General features: G+C 69.3%; 19 protein-coding genes. 10 read left to right on the top strand and 9 right to left on the bottom strand.

What is annotated here, in order from left to right; translation table 11 throughout:
• Positions 1-207 precede the first annotated feature (207 nt).
• From PA27867_RS18910 to PA27867_RS18890, 5 genes are all read left to right on the top strand, one after another.
• On the top strand, positions 208-780 hold the full coding sequence (locus PA27867_RS18910; protein WP_066598591.1) for an RNA polymerase sigma factor: 573 nt from the start codon (positions 208-210) through the stop codon (positions 778-780).
• Positions 777-1,370 (top strand): Asp23/Gls24 family envelope stress response protein, encoded by a 594-nt coding sequence (locus PA27867_RS18905; protein WP_066598590.1) that lies wholly within the window; start codon positions 777-779, stop codon positions 1,368-1,370. Before PA27867_RS18910 ends, PA27867_RS18905 begins: the two co-directional genes overlap by 4 nt.
• A gap of 220 nt (positions 1,371-1,590) precedes the next feature.
• Positions 1,591-2,568 carry an arsenic resistance protein gene (locus tag PA27867_RS18900; protein WP_066598589.1) on the top strand — a complete coding sequence of 326 codons (978 nt, stop codon included), beginning with the start codon at positions 1,591-1,593 and terminating at the stop codon, positions 2,566-2,568.
• Between the two features lie 181 nt (positions 2,569-2,749).
• Complete coding sequence (locus PA27867_RS18895; RefSeq protein WP_066598588.1) at positions 2,750-3,118, top strand: hypothetical protein; 369 nt, start codon at positions 2,750-2,752, stop codon at positions 3,116-3,118.
• 112 nt (positions 3,119-3,230) lie between these two features.
• Complete coding sequence (locus PA27867_RS18890) at positions 3,231-3,803, top strand: YdeI/OmpD-associated family protein (RefSeq protein WP_066598587.1); 573 nt, start codon at positions 3,231-3,233, stop codon at positions 3,801-3,803.
• 72 nt (positions 3,804-3,875) lie between these two features.
• Here the strand turns inward: PA27867_RS18890 and PA27867_RS18885 are convergent, their stop codons facing one another.
• The 3 genes from PA27867_RS18885 to PA27867_RS18875 form a co-directional block, all read right to left on the bottom strand.
• On the bottom strand, positions 3,876-4,781 hold the full coding sequence (locus PA27867_RS18885; RefSeq protein ID WP_066598586.1) for an HAD family hydrolase: 906 nt from the start codon (positions 4,779-4,781) through the stop codon (positions 3,876-3,878).
• A gap of 106 nt (positions 4,782-4,887) precedes the next feature.
• Positions 4,888-5,556, bottom strand: coding sequence for a response regulator transcription factor (locus tag PA27867_RS18880; protein ID WP_066598585.1), 669 nt, complete (start codon positions 5,554-5,556; stop codon positions 4,888-4,890).
• A complete protein-coding gene (locus PA27867_RS18875) occupies positions 5,553-6,797 on the bottom strand; it encodes a sensor histidine kinase (protein WP_066598584.1) in 1,245 nt (414 codons plus the stop codon). Before PA27867_RS18875 ends, PA27867_RS18880 begins: the two co-directional genes overlap by 4 nt.
• A gap of 427 nt (positions 6,798-7,224) precedes the next feature.
• Between PA27867_RS18875 and PA27867_RS18865 the strand changes: the two genes are divergently transcribed.
• Both PA27867_RS18865 and PA27867_RS18860 read left to right on the top strand, forming a co-directional pair.
• A complete protein-coding gene (locus tag PA27867_RS18865) occupies positions 7,225-7,977 on the top strand; it encodes an ABC transporter ATP-binding protein (RefSeq protein WP_084021317.1) in 753 nt (250 codons plus the stop codon).
• A complete protein-coding gene (locus PA27867_RS18860; protein ID WP_066598582.1) occupies positions 7,974-9,263 on the top strand; it encodes an ABC transporter permease in 1,290 nt (429 codons plus the stop codon). Before PA27867_RS18865 ends, PA27867_RS18860 begins: the two co-directional genes overlap by 4 nt.
• A gap of 264 nt (positions 9,264-9,527) precedes the next feature.
• On the opposite strand, the gene nhaA is transcribed toward PA27867_RS18860, so the two are convergent.
• The 3 genes from nhaA to PA27867_RS18845 form a co-directional block, all read right to left on the bottom strand.
• Positions 9,528-10,949, bottom strand: a complete 1,422-nt coding sequence (gene nhaA / locus PA27867_RS18855) for a Na+/H+ antiporter NhaA (protein ID WP_066598581.1) — start codon at positions 10,947-10,949, stop codon at positions 9,528-9,530.
• A 107-nt stretch (positions 10,950-11,056) separates the two neighbouring features.
• Positions 11,057-11,416 carry an SdpI family protein gene (locus PA27867_RS18850; protein WP_084021316.1) on the bottom strand — a complete coding sequence of 120 codons (360 nt, stop codon included), beginning with the start codon at positions 11,414-11,416 and terminating at the stop codon, positions 11,057-11,059.
• A gap of 17 nt (positions 11,417-11,433) precedes the next feature.
• The gene (locus tag PA27867_RS18845) at positions 11,434-12,528 is read right to left on the bottom strand and encodes an SDR family oxidoreductase (RefSeq protein WP_066598579.1); all 1,095 of its coding nucleotides are present in this window, start codon (positions 12,526-12,528) and stop codon (positions 11,434-11,436) included.
• A gap of 327 nt (positions 12,529-12,855) precedes the next feature.
• On the opposite strand from PA27867_RS18845, the gene PA27867_RS18840 reads away from it, so the two are divergent.
• Entirely contained in the window at positions 12,856-14,148 is a 1,293-nt protein-coding gene (locus PA27867_RS18840; protein WP_066600340.1) for a sodium:proton exchanger, read from the top strand.
• Positions 14,149-14,158: 10 nt separating this feature from the next.
• Here PA27867_RS18840 and PA27867_RS18835 read toward each other — a convergent pair whose 3' ends face one another.
• Complete coding sequence (locus PA27867_RS18835) at positions 14,159-14,866, bottom strand: metal-dependent transcriptional regulator (RefSeq protein WP_066598578.1); 708 nt, start codon at positions 14,864-14,866, stop codon at positions 14,159-14,161.
• Between the two features lie 86 nt (positions 14,867-14,952).
• Here PA27867_RS18835 and PA27867_RS18830 point away from each other — a divergent pair, with 86 nt between their 5' ends.
• Complete coding sequence (locus PA27867_RS18830; protein ID WP_066598577.1) at positions 14,953-15,303, top strand: hypothetical protein; 351 nt, start codon at positions 14,953-14,955, stop codon at positions 15,301-15,303.
• Between the two features lie 219 nt (positions 15,304-15,522).
• Here the strand turns inward: PA27867_RS18830 and PA27867_RS18825 are convergent, their stop codons facing one another.
• A complete protein-coding gene (locus PA27867_RS18825) occupies positions 15,523-16,410 on the bottom strand; it encodes a D-hexose-6-phosphate mutarotase (protein WP_066598576.1) in 888 nt (295 codons plus the stop codon).
• A gap of 304 nt (positions 16,411-16,714) precedes the next feature.
• Here PA27867_RS18825 and pepE point away from each other — a divergent pair, with 304 nt between their 5' ends.
• Positions 16,715-17,479, top strand: coding sequence for a dipeptidase PepE (pepE, locus tag PA27867_RS18820; protein ID WP_066598575.1), 765 nt, complete (start codon positions 16,715-16,717; stop codon positions 17,477-17,479).
• Between the two features lie 132 nt (positions 17,480-17,611).
• On the opposite strand, the gene PA27867_RS18815 is transcribed toward pepE, so the two are convergent.
• Complete coding sequence (locus PA27867_RS18815; protein WP_084021466.1) at positions 17,612-18,115, bottom strand: MarR family winged helix-turn-helix transcriptional regulator; 504 nt, start codon at positions 18,113-18,115, stop codon at positions 17,612-17,614.
• Positions 18,116-18,228 lie beyond the last annotated feature (113 nt).

Below are 18,228 nucleotides of genomic sequence, written 5' to 3'. Positions count from 1 at the left end.
AGTCGTGCTCCTGTGTCGGTAGTTCGGAGAGAGGCAGTGAGGCCGTGTGGGATGCCCAGTTAGCCACTATGCTGCACGCAGCGGTACCGGCGGGTGATTTTTTCTCTCCGAAACTCATTGATACTGTTCAGACGCATCTCGCGGACTGTTCGTCACGAACATCGAGTATTTGCCACGAGAGCGGGCTTGAGTAGAGAGAGGTCTCCGGTGACAACCACGGGGTCAGATGAGCGGTCGCCACTCAGCGACGCCACCGACGCGATCCTCGCCGCACGTGCAGCCGACGGTGACGTGCGAGCGTTCGAGGTGATCGTGCGACGGCACGGGCCGTTGATGCGCGCCTACGCGACCCGTATTTTGGGTTCGACCAGCGATTCCGACGACGTGGTGCAGGAAACCTTCATCACAGCGTGGGAGCGCCTGCCCGAGCTGCAGGACCCCGCGGCGACGAAGGCCTGGCTCATGCGGATCACCAGCCGCAAGGCGATCGACCGCATCCGTGCACGGCGCCAGGATCAGCCCCTGGCGGACTGGGACGTGGCTGCGCCAGAATCAGAATCTCCTCACCATCAGGCCGAAGCTGCGTCACAAAGGGAGCGACTCACACGTGCACTCGGTACTCTGAGCGAATCGCAGCGCGAATGTTGGACGTTGCGGGAGATCGGCGGGCACAGTTACGCCGAGATCGCCGAGGAACTCGACGTGCCGCCCTCTACGGTGCGGGGACTCCTCGCCCGGGCCAGGCAGAAGCTCATGCAAGAGATGGAGGAATGGCGATGACACTCCCTCACGACGACGCGAGCCGCGACCTCATCGCCCACCTCAGCGACTATCTCGACCGCGGGGAGACCCCGCCGGACGAGTTCCTCGGCGAGGCCCCGGAGCACCGGATCGCCTACGACGCACTCAGCCGCTTCCGCGCCCTCGCCGGCAACATCCTCGCCGAAGACGTCTCGGCCGAACCGGCCAGGGACGACAGCTGGGTGACTGGAATCCTCAACAACATCCACCGGGAAGCGCGCGCCGGGCGGTCCATCCCGGTGTCGCACCCGTCACCGAAGGCCAGCCTCAGCCTCACCGAAGGCGCCGTCAGAGGCCTGATCCGCACGGCCGGCGACGGTGTTGCCGGCACCTTTATCGGCAAGTGCCGCCTCGAGGGCGATGTGGCCACCCCGGGCAGCCCGGTCACCGTCAACGTCGAGGCGAGCGTGTTCTGGGGCGAGCGGATGCCGCAGACCGCGCAGCGGCTGCGCGACGCCATCGCGACGTCGCTGTTGCACCACACCGAGCTGAACATCGCGGCCGTGAACGTGACGATCACGGATGTGCACCTGCGGCGAAACGCCAAGCGGGAGGAGCCCGGGAGCTGACCTCGTGACGTGCGTGCGTGTCGCGCCCCCGTCGTCGGTCGAGCCTGTCGAGACCTCGTGACGTGTCTCGAGACCCGCGCACCGGGTCTCGACAAGCTCGACCAGCGTCCGACAAGCTCGACCAACGTCCGACAAGCTCGACAGACGTTGCGCGACGGGTTCGATCGACGGCGCGCGCCAGGCTCGACGGGCGGCCTCCGTGCGCCCCTAAGGTGGGACGATGACGGGGATCGGACAGCGGCTGGAGCGCCGGCAGGTGGCGCTGTACCTGGCCGCCATCGCCGCCGGGGCGCTCGCCGGGTGGCTGGTTCCGGCCATCGCGCCGGTGTTCACCGCCCTGATCACCCCGGCACTCGGCCTGCTGCTGTTCGCCACCTTCCTGGGCGTTCCCCTCGCGGACGTGCGCCGGTCCGTGCGCGACATCCGCTTTCTCGGCGCCGTACTCGTACTGAACTTCGCGATCGTGCCGGTGGTGGCCTTCGCTCTGACCCGGGTCATCGCCGGCGACCGTGCCCTGCTTCTCGGTGCGCTGCTCGTGCTCCTCACCCCGTGCGTGGACTACGTGATCGTGTTCACCGGCCTCGCCGGGGGAGCCCGTGACCGGCTGCTCGCCGCGACCCCCCTGCTGATGCTGCTGCAGATCCTGCTGCTGCCGGTCTACCTGCTGCTCTTCGCCGGTCCGGCGGCCACCGGGGTGATCGAGGTGGGCCCGTTCGCCCGGGCGTTCCTGCTGTTCATCGTGCTGCCCCTGGCCGCCGCCGGGTTGCTGCAGACGGGCTCCCGGATGCCGCGCACCGCCGGCGCCGCGCACGCTACGGAGTCAGTCATGAGCGCGCTCATGGTGCCGCTGATGATGCTCACCCTCGCGGTGGTCGTCGGCTCGCAGGTCTCCGCCGTGGGTGCCCAGGCGGCAGCCTTGGTGGGACTCGTGCCGGTCTACCTGGCCTTCCTGACCGTCATGGTGGCGGTCGGGGTCCTCGCGGCCCGGGTCTGGCGCCTCGACGCCCCGGCGGCCCGCGCCCTGGTGTTCAGCGGTGCCACCCGCAACTCGCTGGTCGTGCTGCCGCTGGCTCTCGCGTTGCCGGCCTCGCTGCAGCTCGTCCCGCTGGCCGTGGTGACCCAGACCCTCGTCGAGCTGCTGGGCATGGTGATCCTGGTGCGACTGGTGCCCCGGTTGGTGCCCGGCATCCGGCGCTGAGGCGGCCGTGTCTCACGCGGCCTCTGTTTCACGCGGCGTGTGTTTCACGCGGCCTGTGTTTCGCGCGGCGTGTGTTTCGCGCGGCGTCTGTTTCACACTGTGACGGGCGACGGCGACACCCCGAAACTGCGTACCTAGACTCGGTGAACCCGAGCACGCATCCCTCCTGGAGGACGTTCACATGATCACCCAACCGCTGCACATGCTCCGCTGTAATCACACGGACCAGGACGACTGTGTGAACGAGGGTGCCGGACACGAGCTCCGGCCCATGCAGGCGCGGCTCACCGCCGCCACCCCGACTCAGTGGAGCGACGGCATCGTGGTGCGCGCGACCGCCGACGGATGGATCGGGATCGCGCTGCTCGGGCCGGCCGACGAGGCCGACCCGAACGACGCTCTCCCGTACGACGCCCTCCCGGAAACGCTGTGGGTCTGGAACCACGCCGACCACAGCGCACAACTCACCGCCGGTCAGCCGGTGGCGGTGCACGCCCTGTGCAACGTGCTGGCGCACGGTTCGAGCAGCATCAGTATCGTCACGATCTAATGCGGCGAGCCGACTCATCTCGCCGGAGTCATCCTCGTCGTCGCCGAACCGTCCCTTCACGAGCGCCCTGAACCGGACCCCTCGAGGGCGGCGTCGTTTGTAAAATGGGCCCATGGTGGGCATGAACGACAGGGTGACCCTCGATGTCACCGTCGAGCAGTGGGAGGCCTACCTGCGCGGCACTCCCGACCACGGTGGGGTGCGCCTGAAGCTGCGCAAGAAGAACTCCGCGGCTCCGGGGATGACCTGGTCCGAGGCCCTTGATGTGGCGCTTTGCTACGGCTGGATCGACGGCCAGACCAGTCGGCTCGACGATGACTACACGCTCACGGGCTTCTCGCCGCGCCGCAAGAACAGCCCGTGGTCGCAGGTGAATCGGGAGCACGTTGCCCGGCTCATCGCGGAGGGCCGGATGCAGCCGGCGGGGCTCGCCGAGGTCGAACGAGCCCAGGCTGACGGCCGTTGGGAAGCCGCCTATCGGCAGAAGGATGCCGTGCCGCCGGACGACCTGCAGGTCGCGCTGGACGCCGACCCGGCCGCCGCCGCCTTCATCGCTGGGCTCACCAAAGTGCAGAGGTTCCAGATCTATTTCAGGCTCGGCAGCATCAAGATGCCCGCGGTTCGCGCGGCGCGCATCCGTGACGTGGTGGAGAAGGCCGCGCGGGGCGAGCGGCACTACAGCTGACGGTGATTCTGGCCGCACGGGCGGGCACGCCACGCTGGGCCGAGCCGCACCGCTCATGGGTTGCGGGTCAGTTCACCCCGGACCGACGGGACCAAAGACGGTGTTCCAGTCGTTCTTGATGCTCACGACGGTCCACCCCAGTTCGACGGCGCGCTCGATCGCTCGGCCGCTTCCCGCGGTGTACTCGAATTCACGGGCGCCGTCATCGTGGTTGACAAGAAGAGCGAATTGGGCGGATTCGAGCATCTCGACGTCCACGTCGGCGTTCCCGCCGGCGAGAACAGGTAACCGGCCCGTTTGGGCGAAGAGGTGCTCGGGCTTGCCGGGCCCAATGTCCAGTCCGCCCAAGCTGCCACCGGAACGGACCATTCTCCCGTCTGAGTACCGGAAGTCCGCGGCGGTGCCGATCACGTTCTCCTTGTGGATGCCCCAGGTCTCTTCTGCGAACACGCGCATGAAGTCCCGGCCGCCACCGGAACAGACGAAGACACGAAACTCGTTGGCCTGGAGGTACTTGATCAGTTCGAGCATCGGCCGGTAGACGAGGCCGAGGTAGCGCACATTGAGGGTGGGGTGCCGCACGGTCTCCAACCAGCGCGTCACTTCGGCATCGAACTCCTCGGGGGTGCTCCCGGCCCAGGTCCGGCTGAATGCATCAAGGACCGCCTGGACGGTGGCGGGGTCCTGTGTTTCGAGTCCCGCGAAGAAGTCCCGGTCGTGCTCGATCAGCGCCTTGTAGGGCTGTCTACCGGCCAGCGCAGGATCGGCCTCGACCTCCATGCTCCAGCGGCGAAAGACAAAATCGAACTGCGGCGGCAACGGCTGCTCCGACCAGAGGGTGCCGTCGTTGTCGAAGGCGGCGATGCGATCAGCGACGGGAATGAAGCCTGGGCCGGGGGATACGGCAGTCGTGATGAAGTCCACGAGGGCCTGCTTCGTCGGCCCGTCAGTCCAACTTGCCAGTGCATTGTGTGCCATCGTGGCCTCCTGGAGGACGGTGCCGAGCAGTACGTGAGGGAGCGGCTCAGCTGCACGATACAGCCGTCGGGCCACGGCGCCAAGCGGCCGGAGCGTCCTGCCCGATTCAGGGCGAACCGGGCACGAGCAGGCCGGACTCGTAGGCGATGATCACGAGCTGGGCCCGGTCGTGCGCACCGAGCTTGGTCATCATGCGGTTCACGTGGGTCTTGGCGGTGTGCGGGCTGATCACCAGTTCGGCGGCGATGTCACCGTTGGCGTGGCCGCGGCCCACCAGCAGCAGGATCTCGCGCTCCCGCTCGGTGAGCGAGGCCAGCGCGGCCGGCACCACGAGGGCCGTCGGCGCGTCGGGGGCGGTGTAGCGGTCGATCAGGGCCTTGGTGGCGCGCGGCGAGAGCAGCGCGTCGCCGCCGTGCACGGTGCGGATGGCGTTCATCAGGTCGGGCGCCTCCGTGCCCTTGCCCACGAAACCGCTGGCCCCGGCGCGCAGGGCCTGCAGCACGTACTCGTCCTCCTCGAACGTGGTGAGCACGATGATCCGGGTCGCCGCCAGCAGCGGGTCGGCGCAGATGGCCGCGGTGGCCTGGATGCCGTCCATGACGGGCATCCGAATGTCCATGAGCACGATGTCCGGACGCGTCTCGCGCACCAGGTCGACGGCCTCGCGCCCGTTGGCGGCCTGCCCGGCCACGATGAACCCGTCCTCGTGCGAAACGAGTTCGGCCACGGCCGTGCGGATCAGGGTCTGGTCATCGGCGAGGACCACGGAGATCATGAGGCACCATTCGGTTGGGAGGAGGCGGGAAGGTCGGTGGGCAGCCACGCGGTGAACCGGAACACCGGCCCCGGTCCCCGCACGGCGGTGAGGGTGCCGTCCACCGCGCTCACCCGTTCGTGCGCGCCGAGCAGCCCGTGCCCGGCAGTGCCGGCCGCGGCGCTCGCCGCATCCGTGCCCGTCGATGCCGGGCGTGAGGGTGCCGCCACGGTGTTGGTCACCGTGATCTCGATGCCGGTGGGCTGGTAGTCCAGGTGCAGCAGGCAGGAGCGGTCCGCGCCGTGCTTGTGCGCGTTGGTGAGCGCCTCCTGCACGACGCGGAAAGCGACACTGTCGACGGCGCCGGGCAGCGGCCGGGGCGTGCCGACCACCCGGTGTTCCACCCGCAGGCCGCTCCGTTCGAAGTCCAGCAGAAGCGGCTCGAGGTCGGCGAGGCCGGCGACGGGCGCCGTGGTCTCGTCGGTGGTGGCGGCATCCGGCGCCCGCAGCACATTGAGCAGGCTGCCGATCTCGCCGAGAACGGTGCGTGCAGCCTCACGGATGGTGGCCAGCGACTTCTCGGCGTCGGCCGGCCGGTCGGGCAGTGCCTGGGAGGCGACGCTCGAGTGCAGGTTGATCACCGCGATCTGGTGGGCGAGCAGGTCGTGCAGGTCGCGGGCGATGCGCAGGCGCTCCTCGGCCACCCGGCGCAGCGCCTCGGACTCCTTGGTCTCCTCGGCGCGGCGGGCGCGCTCAGTGATGCCGCGGATATAGGCGGCATGCGACTTGTTGGCATCCCCGGCCGCCGTAGCGAAGCCCACGAAGGCCGCCAGCTGCAGCATCGCCCGCGCGTCGTTCCACGGGGTCTCGAGGAACGCGACGGTGGCGGCGGCCAGCACGACCACCGCGGTGGCGGAGAACAGCAGCGAGGTGCGCCGCGGCTGCCAGCGGGCCACCGCGAAAACGCCGATCAACACCGCAATCAGGTACGACACGATCGGTCCGTCGACGGCGAGCCCCAGCACGCAGGCCACGACGGCCGCGGATGCGCCCACCAGCGGTGCGCGGCGGCGCAACAGCACCGACCCGGCCGAGACCAGCACCAGAATGCCGGCGGCGACGCTCGAGGTCGCCGCGCCACCCAGGCTGTGCGGGGCAAGGCTCGGGCCGAGCACGAACAGCACCACGATGACGTCCCGCAGCCAGGCGGGCAACCGGGACAGCGGCGAAAAGGACCGCTCGAACGGTTCGGGCTCGGTCACCGGGGGCGTCGGCCGGCGGAAAGGGGCGCGGGAAGGATGCTGCGATGCTGCGGTCTCGCGCGAGTTCGGCATGCTGTCCTCCCGCCCGGTGATCGGGCTCGTTCCATTCTGTCAATCGAACCGGGGCGGCGTCTGCCCGCGGACGTGGGTGCTCGGCGTACCACGATCGCGGTACGCTGCCGCCGAACCATGCTCCGCGGGCACCGTTGGCGGTAGGCCAGATTGCTACGCGGGGAGGACGACCGGCCCGGCGCACCCCGCGAGACTGGGGACGTGCCGTTGGGCCGGTTCGTTGGTGGGCCGGTCCGGCAGGCACGCCAACGCAGGGCAGACCGCATCCGAACCGCCGCACACGCTGTCTTGCACCGGCCGCAGTCGCACCATTCGCATCCGCATCACCGACGCATCTTTCAGGAGAGCCACCCTCATGACCGTGCCCATTCTCGCCGCCCGCGACATTCACAAGTCGTACGGTCGCGGCGCCACCCGGTTCGACGCCCTCAAGGGTGTCTCCCTCGACATTCAGCAGGGCGAGTCCATCGCCATCGTGGGCAAGAGCGGATCGGGCAAGTCCACGCTCATGCACCTGCTCGCGCTGCTCGACAACCCCACCACCGGTGCCGTAGAACTCAGCGGACGCGATGCCGGCTCCCTGAGCGGCCGCGTGGTCAACCAGACCCGCAACGAGACCTTCGGGTTCGTTTTCCAGCAGTTCTTCCTCACCCCCAACACGAGCGTGCTCGACAACGTCACGCTGCCGCTGCAGATCGCCGGCGTCAGTGGGGCCGAACGTAAGCGCCGCGGCATGGCGGCGCTGGAGCAGCTGGAACTGGCCGACAAGGCGAAGAACAAGGCCACCGACCTCTCCGGCGGCCAGAAGCAGCGTGTGGTGATCGCCCGGGCGCTGGTGAACAACCCCAGCGTGATCTTCGCCGACGAGCCCACGGGCAACCTCGACTCCGCCACCGGCAAGGTCGTGGAGGACATCCTCTTCTCGCTGCAGAAGGAGAAGGGCATCACCCTGATCATCGTGACGCACGACGAGGACCTCGCCGCCCGGTGCGACCGCCGGGTGTACATCCGCGACGGTCTCATCACCGACAGTTTGCACGGGGAGCCGATCGCGACCGCGGTCGCGGCCCCGACGTCCGCACCGATCACCGGGGAGGCGCGCGCGTGAACGCCTTCGACCTGATCCGCACGGCCGTGAAGAACAGCCTGCGCAGCAAGACCCGCACCACCCTCACCGTGCTCGCCATCTTCATCGGCGCGTTCACCCTCACCCTCACCAGCGGCGTCGGCACCGGCATCAACCAGTACATCGACACCACGGTGGCCTCGATCGGCGCCGATGACGTGATCACGGTCACCAAGGCCGCCGAAGACACGACGGATGGCCCGGTCGAGTACGACCCCGACGCCAAGGCCGTCGCCGCCGCGACGGGCCGTCCCGGCTCCACCGTCGTGGCCCTCACCTCCACCGACCTCACCGCCATCGAAGGTGTCGACGGCGTGCTCTCGGTCGAACCGCAGCTGCGGGTGAGCCCGGATTACGTGCAGGTCGGCGACGGCACCGCCTACGAGGCCACCGTCGGCAGCTTCATTCCCGGCATGGCCCTGGACCTCGCCGCCGGCGCCGAACCCGACTCTGCCAGCACCACCAACGAGGTCGCCATCCCGGTCTCCTACGTCGATGCCCTCGGGTTCTCCGACGCGGATGCCGCGGTGGGCCAGACGCTGACCTTCGGTGTGACGGATGTGCAGGGAACGCAGTCGCAGGTCACCGCCACCATCGTGGGCGTGGCCGAGGAAGGCCTGGTGGGCTCGACCGCCTTCACCGCGAACGAGGCGCTGACCCAGACCCTCTACGACACCCAGAGCGTCGGCCTCTCCGACGCGGGCAAGGACAGCTACGCGCAGGCCGTCGTGCGGTTCGACCCCACCGGCACGGATGCCGACCTCAGTGCCCTCAAGGCATCCTTGAGTGACCTCGGCTACACCGGCACCACCGTGCAGGACACGATCGGCGCCTTCAAGGCCGTCATCGACGGGATCGTGCTGGTGCTCAACGCCTTCGCCGTGATCGCCCTGCTGGCCGCCGGCTTCGGCATCGTGAACACCTTGCTGATGAGCGTGCAGGAACGCACCCGCGAGATCGGCCTGATGAAGGCCATGGGCCTGGGCGGCGGAAAGATCTTCGGCCTGTTCAGCCTCGAGGCGGTCTTCATCGGCTTCCTCGGCAGCGCCATCGGCGTGGCCGCGGGCATGCTGGCCGGCACGGCCGCGAACGCCCTGCTCGCCGACACGCTGCTGGCGGACCTGCCCGGGCTCACCCTGGTGGCCTTCGATCCGGCAGCCCTGGCCACGATCGTGCTCACCGTGATGGGTCTGGCCTTCCTGGCCGGCACCATCCCGGCCCTGCGCGCCGCCCGCCAGGACCCGATCGAGTCACTCCGCTACGAGTAGTGCCGCTGGCCTTCCGGGCCGGTTCTGACAGAGGGTGTGCCGGGTGGCGCACCCTCTGTTTCGTGTGTACGGGTGTGTGTGTGTGTGTGTGGCTCGCGCTCGTAGCGTGCGAACCCTCGGTCTCGTCGCGGGGGTTCGCGCTCGCAGCGTGCGAAAAGGCTCGCAGCGTGCGAAAAGCACTGCATTAGCGCCCGCTGCGAGCACTTTCGCCTGCGGCGAGCACTTTCGCGTGGGGAGGTGTCGCTCAGGCCGAGCAGGTGCCGCTCAGGCTCCGGGCGTCACGCCGGCCCGACCCTCGGGAGTCTGCCGTGGGTCGTGCTGCTGGTAGACGTCGGGGATGCCGTCACCGTCGGCATCCACCGCCTCGGCCTGCTCGATGCGGCGGTAGAGCCGGTTGCGCGAGCGCAGGATCACCGAGGCGAGCAGGGCCGCCGTGAGCGACGCCACGAGGATGCCCACCTTGGCGTGGTCATTGGCCAGCGACCCGGCGCCGAAGCTGAGGTCGGCGATGAGCAGCGACACCGTGAAGCCGATGCCGGCGAGGATCGCGACCCCGATCAGGTCGATCCAGCGCAGCGTCGGGTCCAGGCGCACCGGGGTGAGCTTGGTCATCAGCCAGGTGGTGCCCACGATGCCGACGGGCTTGCCGAGCACCAGCCCCACGATGATGCCGATCGCGACGGGGTCGGTGACCGCGCCGATCAGGCCGTTCCAGCCGCCCACGGTGACGCCGGCGGAGAAGAACGCGAACACCGGCACGGCGAATCCGGCCGAGAGTGGGCGGAACCGGTGCTCGAAGTTCTCCGACAGGCCCGGCCCCGCTACTGCGGGCGCACCCGGGCGGCTGCGACCGTGCAGAACCGGCACGGCGAACCCCAGCAGTACCCCGGCGACGGTGGCGTGGATGCCGCCGGCGTGCACGAGCGCCCACACCGCGAAGCCCAGCGGCAGCAGGATCAGCCAGGCGGCCCAGGCCCGTTCCGCGAAGAAGCGCCGGTACTTCTGGGCCAGAACCGTGTACAGCGCCAGAGGGATCAGGGCCAGCAGCAGCGGGCTGAACTGCACGTCGTCGGAGTAGAAGATCGCGATGATCGAGATGGCGAGCAGGTCGTCGACCACGGCCAGGGTGAGCAGGAAGATACGCAGGGCGCTGGGCAGGTGCGAGCCCACGATGGCGAGCACCGCGACCGCGAACGCGATGTCGGTGGCGGTGGGGATGGCCCAGCCGCGCAGGGTCTCGGGGCTGACGAGGTTGACGCCAGCGTAGAACAGGGCGGGCACGGCCACGCCACCCATGGCGGCGGCCACCGGCACGATGGCCCGGGACGGGTTGCGCAGGTCGCCGGCCACGAACTCTTTCTTAAGCTCGAGGCCCACCAGGAAGAAGAAGATCGCCAGCAGCCCGTCGGCCGCCCAGGCGCCCAGGCTCAGCTCCAGGTGCCACGGTTCGTAGCCGATGCGGAAGTCGCGCAGCGCGAAGTAGCTCTCCGACGCGGGCGAGTTGGCCCAGATCAGCGCCACAGCGGCGGCGAAGACCAGCAGGAAGCCGCCGACAGTCTCACGACGGAGGATCTCGCCGATGCGGAGCTTCTCGCGGTAGCTGCCTCGCGAGGGAACGCTCTGCGGGGAGGGGGCGTGTGAGGAGGGGGCTTCGGGGGAGGGGGAACGAGGGGTGTCGCCGGACATGGCACTCCTGAGGTTTGGGGGTCGGTCGTACGAGTGCTGACCAGACTTCCCAGCTCACCTGCCACCCAGCCTACGCGGCGCGGCTGGTCAGGTCATGTGTGACCGGGCTACTCGGCCGCGAGGTCGTCGACCAGGGCGCGGTTGGCGGCCGGCGTCGCGACAACTGCCGCGATCACAATGAGAACGACCGAGGCGACGGCTGCCGACAGCACGATCGCGCCGGTGGCGGGCTCGCCCAGGCGAAACGCCAGAGCGACGCCTCCAGCCAGGAACAGCACGACTCCGGCCAGGCCCAGGGGGATCCGGGCGGCCCGGTGTCCGGCGGTCCACGCCGCCTCGGAAGCCATCAGCGCGCTCGTGCGGATTCCCGCCAGCGAGTTGATTCCCAGGCGCCCGCTCGCCGCCCGCTCGCTGATCACCACGACCAGGATTCCGCTGAACATCAGGACTATTGCGGAGATGAGCATGCCTGGAGACTATCGGGCTACGGGGTGAGCCGCTCGGCCCGGTAGCGCTCGAACAGGTCGAAGAAGGCCTGCTCGGTCTCGCGGTAGCCCGTGAAACCCGCGGCGCGGCTGCGGCCCATGTCGGCGAAGACCTCCATGGTGCGGCCGAGGTCGGCGTCGGTGTGCCACCAGGACGCCAGCCGGGAGAGATCACCTTCGACAAGGCTGTGCTTCGCTGCGATAGCGGTCCAGACCGGCTGGGCATCCGCCATCTGGGCCTCAAGGGGCCGGGGAGCATCGGAGAAGCCTTCCCACTCCACGCCGAAGTGCGCGGCAAGGCGCGGCCACAGCCAGCGCCACCGGAAGGTGTCGCCGTTGACGATGTTGAACGCGGTGTCGGCGGCGGCCGGGGTGGTGGCGGCCCAGACCATCTGCTCGGCCAGCAGGCCGGCATCCGTCATGTCGGTGACGCCGTTCCACTGGGTCTCGGAGCCGGGGAACACGAACGGCCGGCCGAGTTCACGGCAGATGGCCGCGTAGACGGCGAGGGTGGAGCCCATGTTCATGGCGTTGCCGACGGCGTGGCCGATCACGGTGTGGGCGCGGTGCACCGACCAGGTGAAACCGCGCGCCCGGGCTGCGGCCCAGAGCTCGTCCTCCTGGGCGTAGTAGAAGTTCTCCACCGACAGGCGGGGCTCGTCTTCGTGGAACGGGGTGTCGGGCACCTCGCCCTGGCCGTAGGCCTCGAACGGGCCGAGGTACTGCTTGAGCCCGGTCATCAGGGCCACGTGCCGCACGGGGGCGTCGTCGAGGGCGGTGAGCAGGTCGCGCACCATGGCCGAGTTCACCCGGATGTTCTCCGCCTCGGTGTCTTGGCGGAGCCACGCCGTGAAGAACACATGGGTGGGCGCGTGGCCGGCCAGTGCGGCCCGCAGCGAGGCAACACTGCGCAGGTCGGCGCTCACCGGAACGACACCCGGCCGGGCGGCAATCGGAGTGCGGGACAGGGCGATCACCTGCCAGCCGTCTGCCGAGAGCTGGTCAACCAGTGCGGAGCCGGCGATGCCGCTGGCGCCGGCCACGAGGGCGGTTCGGGTGGGCAGGTCGGTCAGGGTTTCGGGTTCACTAGTCATCCTCAGGCACAACGTCCCGATCGGGCCGCGAATTCCGGAGCCTGCGATGCCCAGGGTCATGACGGGCCGCCGAGAGAGCGGATGAGCCTCGGCGCACCCCTGAATTCGGCATGCCGAACATATGCGAAAAGTGGAATATTACCGCTGGGGTGTGGTTGGCTGAGGGCATCGAAGGGGAGTAGTTCCCATGGTTCGCGCCTCGTGTGCGCGAACAGAGCGGTACGTCGACATACTGGCGATCACGACGATCGCCCGGCGTACCACCCCGGTTCCTTGCGGGGCGAACGAGACCTTCGGCCAGTTCCTGTGGCCGGAGTCTCGCTGCGCGTGCGTCCGGTTGCAGCCGACCGAGAGTTCATCGTGCCCGCACCCCTTCTTCGCCGCATCCTGCTGTGCCTGGCCATCGCCGCGCCGGCCATGGTCTTCCGTATCCTGGGCCTGGCGCCCCACCCCGTTCTCGACCTCGTGATCTTCGGCGCCGCCGTGGTCGCGGCGTCCTTCATGCTTGCCTGGGCCGCCGAGGCCGCCCAGAAAGACATTTCCGGAGCCCTCGCCATCGCCATCCTCGCCCTGATCGCGGTGCTGCCCGAGTACGCCGTCGACCTGTACTACGCGTTCCGCTCCGGCTCCGACCCCGCCTACGCCCAGTTCGCGGCCGCCAACATGACCGGGTCCAACCGGCTGTTACTCGGCTTCGGCTGGCCGCTCGTGGTGGTCGTCGCGCTCATCGTGGCCCGTCGGGCCGCCGCCGCCCGCGGAGTGACCGGCGCGGGTCTACCGCGGGCGCTGGAGCTTCCGAAGAGCAGCCGCCTGGACATCGGCGTGCTCGCGATGGTCGCCGTGCTGGCCTTCGCGATCCCGCTGATGCAGGCGATCGCCATGTGGTTCGGCCTCGTGCTGATCCTGATCTTCATCGCCTACCTGTGGCGGGCGAGCAAGGTGCCCGACACCGGCGAGGAAGAGTTCGTCGGCATGGCCGCGCACATCGTCGAACTGCCAGAGCGGCAGCGCCGCATCCTCGTGGTGAGCATGTTCGTGGTGTCCGCCGCGATCATCCTCGCCTCGGCCGAACCGTTCGCGGAGGCGCTGGTGGAGTCCGGCAGCGCGCTGGGGATCGACAGCTATTTCCTGGTGCAGTGGCTGGCGCCGCTGGCCTCCGAGGCGCCGGAGTTCATCATCGCGGTGCTGTTCGCCCTACGTGGAATGGGGACCGCCGCCATCGGCACCCTGATCGCGTCGAAGATCAACCAGTGGACCCTGCTGGTGGGTTCGCTGCCCATCGCGCACTACTTCGGCGGCGGCGGCCTGGACCTGGCGCTGGACCCGCGGCAGGTGGAGGAGTTCGTGCTCACGGCCAGCCAGACCGTGATGGGCGTGGCGATCATCATCGCCCTGCGCTTCCACCGCTGGTCGGCGCTGGCCCTGGTAGCGCTGTTCGCGGTGCAGTTCGTGGTCACCGACACGTCCGGCCGCTACGTGCTCAGCGCCATCCACCTCGGGATCGCCGTGGTGCTGTTCTGGGTGCACCGGCGCGACATCCTGCCGGCCCTGGCGGCCCCGTTCCGGCGCAGCCTGCTGGAGCCGGCCGACGACGATCGGGAAGCGCAACTGGCGCGCTGACCCGTTCGGCTCAGGCCGTGGTGACCCAGATCGCGTTGGCGGCCACCGTGGCCAGTTCGACTGGGGCGGGATCGACCGCGGGGGCGGCATCCGTTGTCGCATCGTCATCGACCTGGCTGATCGCCATCGACCCGGCGTAGTCGCGGCGGGCGTGCACCCGCAGGATGCTGCCCACGGTGATGCCCAGCGAGTGCAGGTAGCGCAGCAGCGCCGGGTCGTGGTCGGAGACCCGCAGCACGGTGCCGGTCTCGTGCTCGGCGAGCTCGTGCAGGCGGCGACCGTCGGGACGGGCGACCGTGCCGTCTTTGCGGGGGATGGGGTCACCGTGCGGGTCCTGCAGGGGGTTGCCGAGCTCGTCGTCCCAGATCTCCAGCAGCCGGTCGGACACCGCGTGTTCGAGCACCTCGGCCTCCTCGTGCACCTCGTCCCAGCCGTACCCGCACTGCTCCACGAGGTAGGTCTCGATGATGCGGTGCCGGCGCACCATCTGCACGGCGATGCTGCGCCCGGCGTCGCTGAGCAGGATGCGGCCATACGGCTCGTGCAGGATGTAGCCGTCACGGGCGAGCTTGTTCAGGTTGCCAGACACCGAGGAGGCGGCGACGCCGAGCGTGGCGGCGATCTCGTTGGTGGTGATGCCCTCGTCGGACCACTCGTGCGATTTCCAGATGACCTTGAGGTAGTCCTCCGTCATGGTGGTGGGGGTGGAGGCGGCCATCCTCCGATTTTAGGTGCCCTTGCGCGCGGTGCACGGCTCGCCTACCGTGACCGCTGAATGTGCCACCGGGTAGGAGCGGAGGAACCATGCGCAGGTCGAAGACGGGCGGGCCGAGGATCGGCAGGTCGGAGATCGCCACGCTCGCGGTCGTGGCGGTGCTCACGGCGCTCGTGCTCACCGGATGCGCCCCCGGACCCAATGACGTGGGGGCGATCACTCCGCCGGAGGCGCAGGCCGGGTTCTGGCTCGGGCTATGGCAGGGCTTCATCAGCCCGATCACGTTCCTCGTGTCGTTGTTCAACCCGGACGTGAACATCTACGAGGTGCACAACGACGGCAACTGGTACAACTTCGGCTTCATGATCGGCGTGGCGCTCGCCTTCGGCGGCCCCGCCAGCGCCGGCGGCTACGCCACGCCTGGGCGGCGCAAGGGCTGACCTGCGGGGCCCCGTTGTCCCGGGGTGGTCTGGCCCGGCGGCTCGGCGACCCCATCGCCGCGAGGGCCCGGCGCGAAGTGCGCGGGTGCCGCGCCGTTTCGCTACCGGCGCGCCACGCGCGCAGCGGCGCGTGACCCGCGCGTCGCATCCGGGCCCGCGCTCGCTGCGGTCAGGTCGCTGCAGAGCTCAGCCCACGCGCAGTTCGGGCCGCCGCGCAGGTCAGGCCACCGAGTAGCTCGCGCTGATCTCGTGGTTTTCCCCGGGCGCCAGGGTGATCGTGTTGTCCCGGATGTTGCAGGTCTCCACGCACACCATGCCGGTGTACTCGGTGTCGCCGAAGTCCGCCATGGCGGCGGCCTTGTCGATCCAGGGGTTCCAGACGACGGTGCTGGCGGAGCCCTGCTTGGCGACGGTGATGACCCGGCCCGTGGACGCATCCGTCACGGTGGTAGTGGCCGGGGTGTTCAGGTAGATGCGGTCGGTCTCGGCGTCGAAGCGCACCGGTGTGCTTTCCGCGGGGCGCGGGCCGGTGAGCCGGTCGGTGAACGGGGTGCCTTCGAGGCCGGCGACCTCGGTCTGGCGGATGTCGGCTACGGCAAGGTAGGTGTGCAGGGCCTCCTCGAAGCTAACCGCCTCGGTGTCGCGGTTCGTGACCTCGAGCGCCAGCGTGAGCCGGGCTCCCACGGTGACCGTGTAGCGCGCCTCGAACCGGTGCGGCCAGGCCGAGGCCCGGCTGGCCTCGGTGTCGGTGAGCACGAAGACGAGCACGACGTCGTCTCCGGCCTCGCGTGCCTCGACCAGCTGCCAATCGGCCAGGCGGGCGAACCCGTGTGACGGGGCCGTGGCATCCGTGGGGTGGGCGGCGAACCAGGGGAAGCAGATCGGCACGCCGCCGCGCAGCGGGACGCCGGGCGCGTACTCGCTCTGCTCGCTCATCCAGATCACGGGGGTGCCGCCGGCGGGTGTCCAGGCGCTCACGTGCGCGCCGCGCAGGTACACCTCGGCGGTGCCGGTCGGGGCGAAGACCCGTGCGACGGCCAAACCGCCCTGCCCGAGGCCCAGTTCGACGGAGGATGGAAGCTCGAGCGTGCTGGGAACGGCGGGCATGGTGCCTCCAGGGTCGATGGACGTACTCCCATCCTAGGAAGCCCCGCCCCCGGGCGCCCCACCGCGGTTGCCGCCGAGGTGTCCGCGCCACAGCCTGACGCCGTCCGCAACCCCTTCCGTCCGACCCGTTCGTGTCCCAAACTGGGCTGACTGTTTCCCAATCGGGCAAGTGCACCCGGCGTACCGGGTGCACTTGCCCGCATCGGCACCACTTACCCTGCCCCATTGCCCATTGCCCATTGCCCATTGCCCATTGCCCATCCGCACCCCCGCCCAGCCGCTCCAGCAGACCCGAAGGATCGCCATGCACCTGCTCCTGTTGTCCAACTCCACCAACCACGGACGGGGTTACCTCGACCATGCCCTCCCCGAGGTGCTCGCGTTCCTCGACGGGGTGACCGAACTCACCTTCGTGCCCTTCGCGGGCGCTGACCACGACGCGTACACGGCCTCGGTGCGCGACGCCTTCTCGCCGCATGGCATCGCCGTGCGCGGCCTGCACGAAGCTGTCGACCCGGTGGCCGCAGTGGCCTCCGCGCAGGCGCTCTTCGTCGGCGGCGGCAACACCTTCCGGCTGCTGGCCACCCTGCAGCGCCTCGGCCTGGTGCCGGTCATCCGCGCCCGGGTGCAGAGCGGCCTGCCCTACCTAGGCGCCAGCGCCGGCACGAACATCACAGCGCCCAGCATCCGCACGACCAACGACATGCCCATCGTGCAGCCGGAGTCGTTCGAGGCGCTGGGGCTGGTGCCGTTCCAGATCAACCCGCACTACCTCGACGCCGAACCGGCCAGCGTGCACAATGGCGAATCCCGGGCCACCCGCATCACCGAGTTCCTCGATGAGAACGACGTGCTCGTGGTGGGGCTGCGCGAAGGCGCGCACCTCAGCATCACGTCCACCGACGCCTGCGCCCTGGCCGTGATCGGCGGAGCGTCGGCCAATCCGCTCTCCGATCGGCCGGCGATCCTCTTCGAGCGCGGCCAGCTGCCGCGCGACATCGACGGCGATGTCAGCCCTCTGCTCGCGCACCCCGCACGCTATGACTCCCCTCGGGTGGCCGTGGCCTAGCTCCGCAGCCCCCCCCCGCTGGCCCGTCGGGCCGTTCGCTGCGCCCCGTATGGCTGGATGCGCCCGCTTTAGGTGGCGCATCCAGCCACAGGGGGCGCAGTGACGGTCGATCCGGGCATCCGAGTGACGGAATCAGACCATGGCGTCGTCGTAGGCGGCGATCACCTTGTCGAGAAAGGCGCTCGCCGCCGCGCGCTCGTCGTCGTCCATCGACGCGACCACCGCTTCGAGCCCGTTGATCAGGGGCAGCACGTGGCCGTAGGCGAGTCGCACCGAGTCATCCGTGGCGGCCACGATCAGGCGGCGTCCGTCAGACGGATGCCGCTGGCGGGTGATGTGCCCGGCCGACTCCAGGCGCTGCAGCACCAGGCTCATCGCCGCGGTGGAGATGTCGATCTCGTGGGCCAGCTCGGTGGGGCTGGACGAGCCGCGGGACATGAGGTGGTCCATCACCTCCAGGCCCATCTCGTCGACGGCGATCTGGTCGGCTAGGAACCGCCGGAACGCTTGCTCTTTCAGGCCCAAGCGCTGGATTCGGGCACGCACGTCCTTCTCCGGCATCGCCTTGCCGTCCCGCCGCGCGGCCGCGCGGGTGGCGTTGTATTCGGTCCCGAACAGTTCAGGTTTGACATCCATGATCTCCATGGTAATACTCAATATTGCCAATCACATTGATTACCTCCGGGAGTGACCTCCCGGCACCCCTCGCGCTTCGCGGTGCCAGCATCCTGGCCCGTTTCCCCACCCCT

This window comes from Cryobacterium arcticum (genome assembly GCF_001679725.1).
Classification (GTDB): domain Bacteria; phylum Actinomycetota; class Actinomycetes; order Actinomycetales; family Microbacteriaceae; genus Cryobacterium; species Cryobacterium arcticum_A.
The sequence above is the reverse complement of the archived record's forward strand: the minus strand, read 5'-3'. Positions and strand labels throughout refer to the sequence as shown.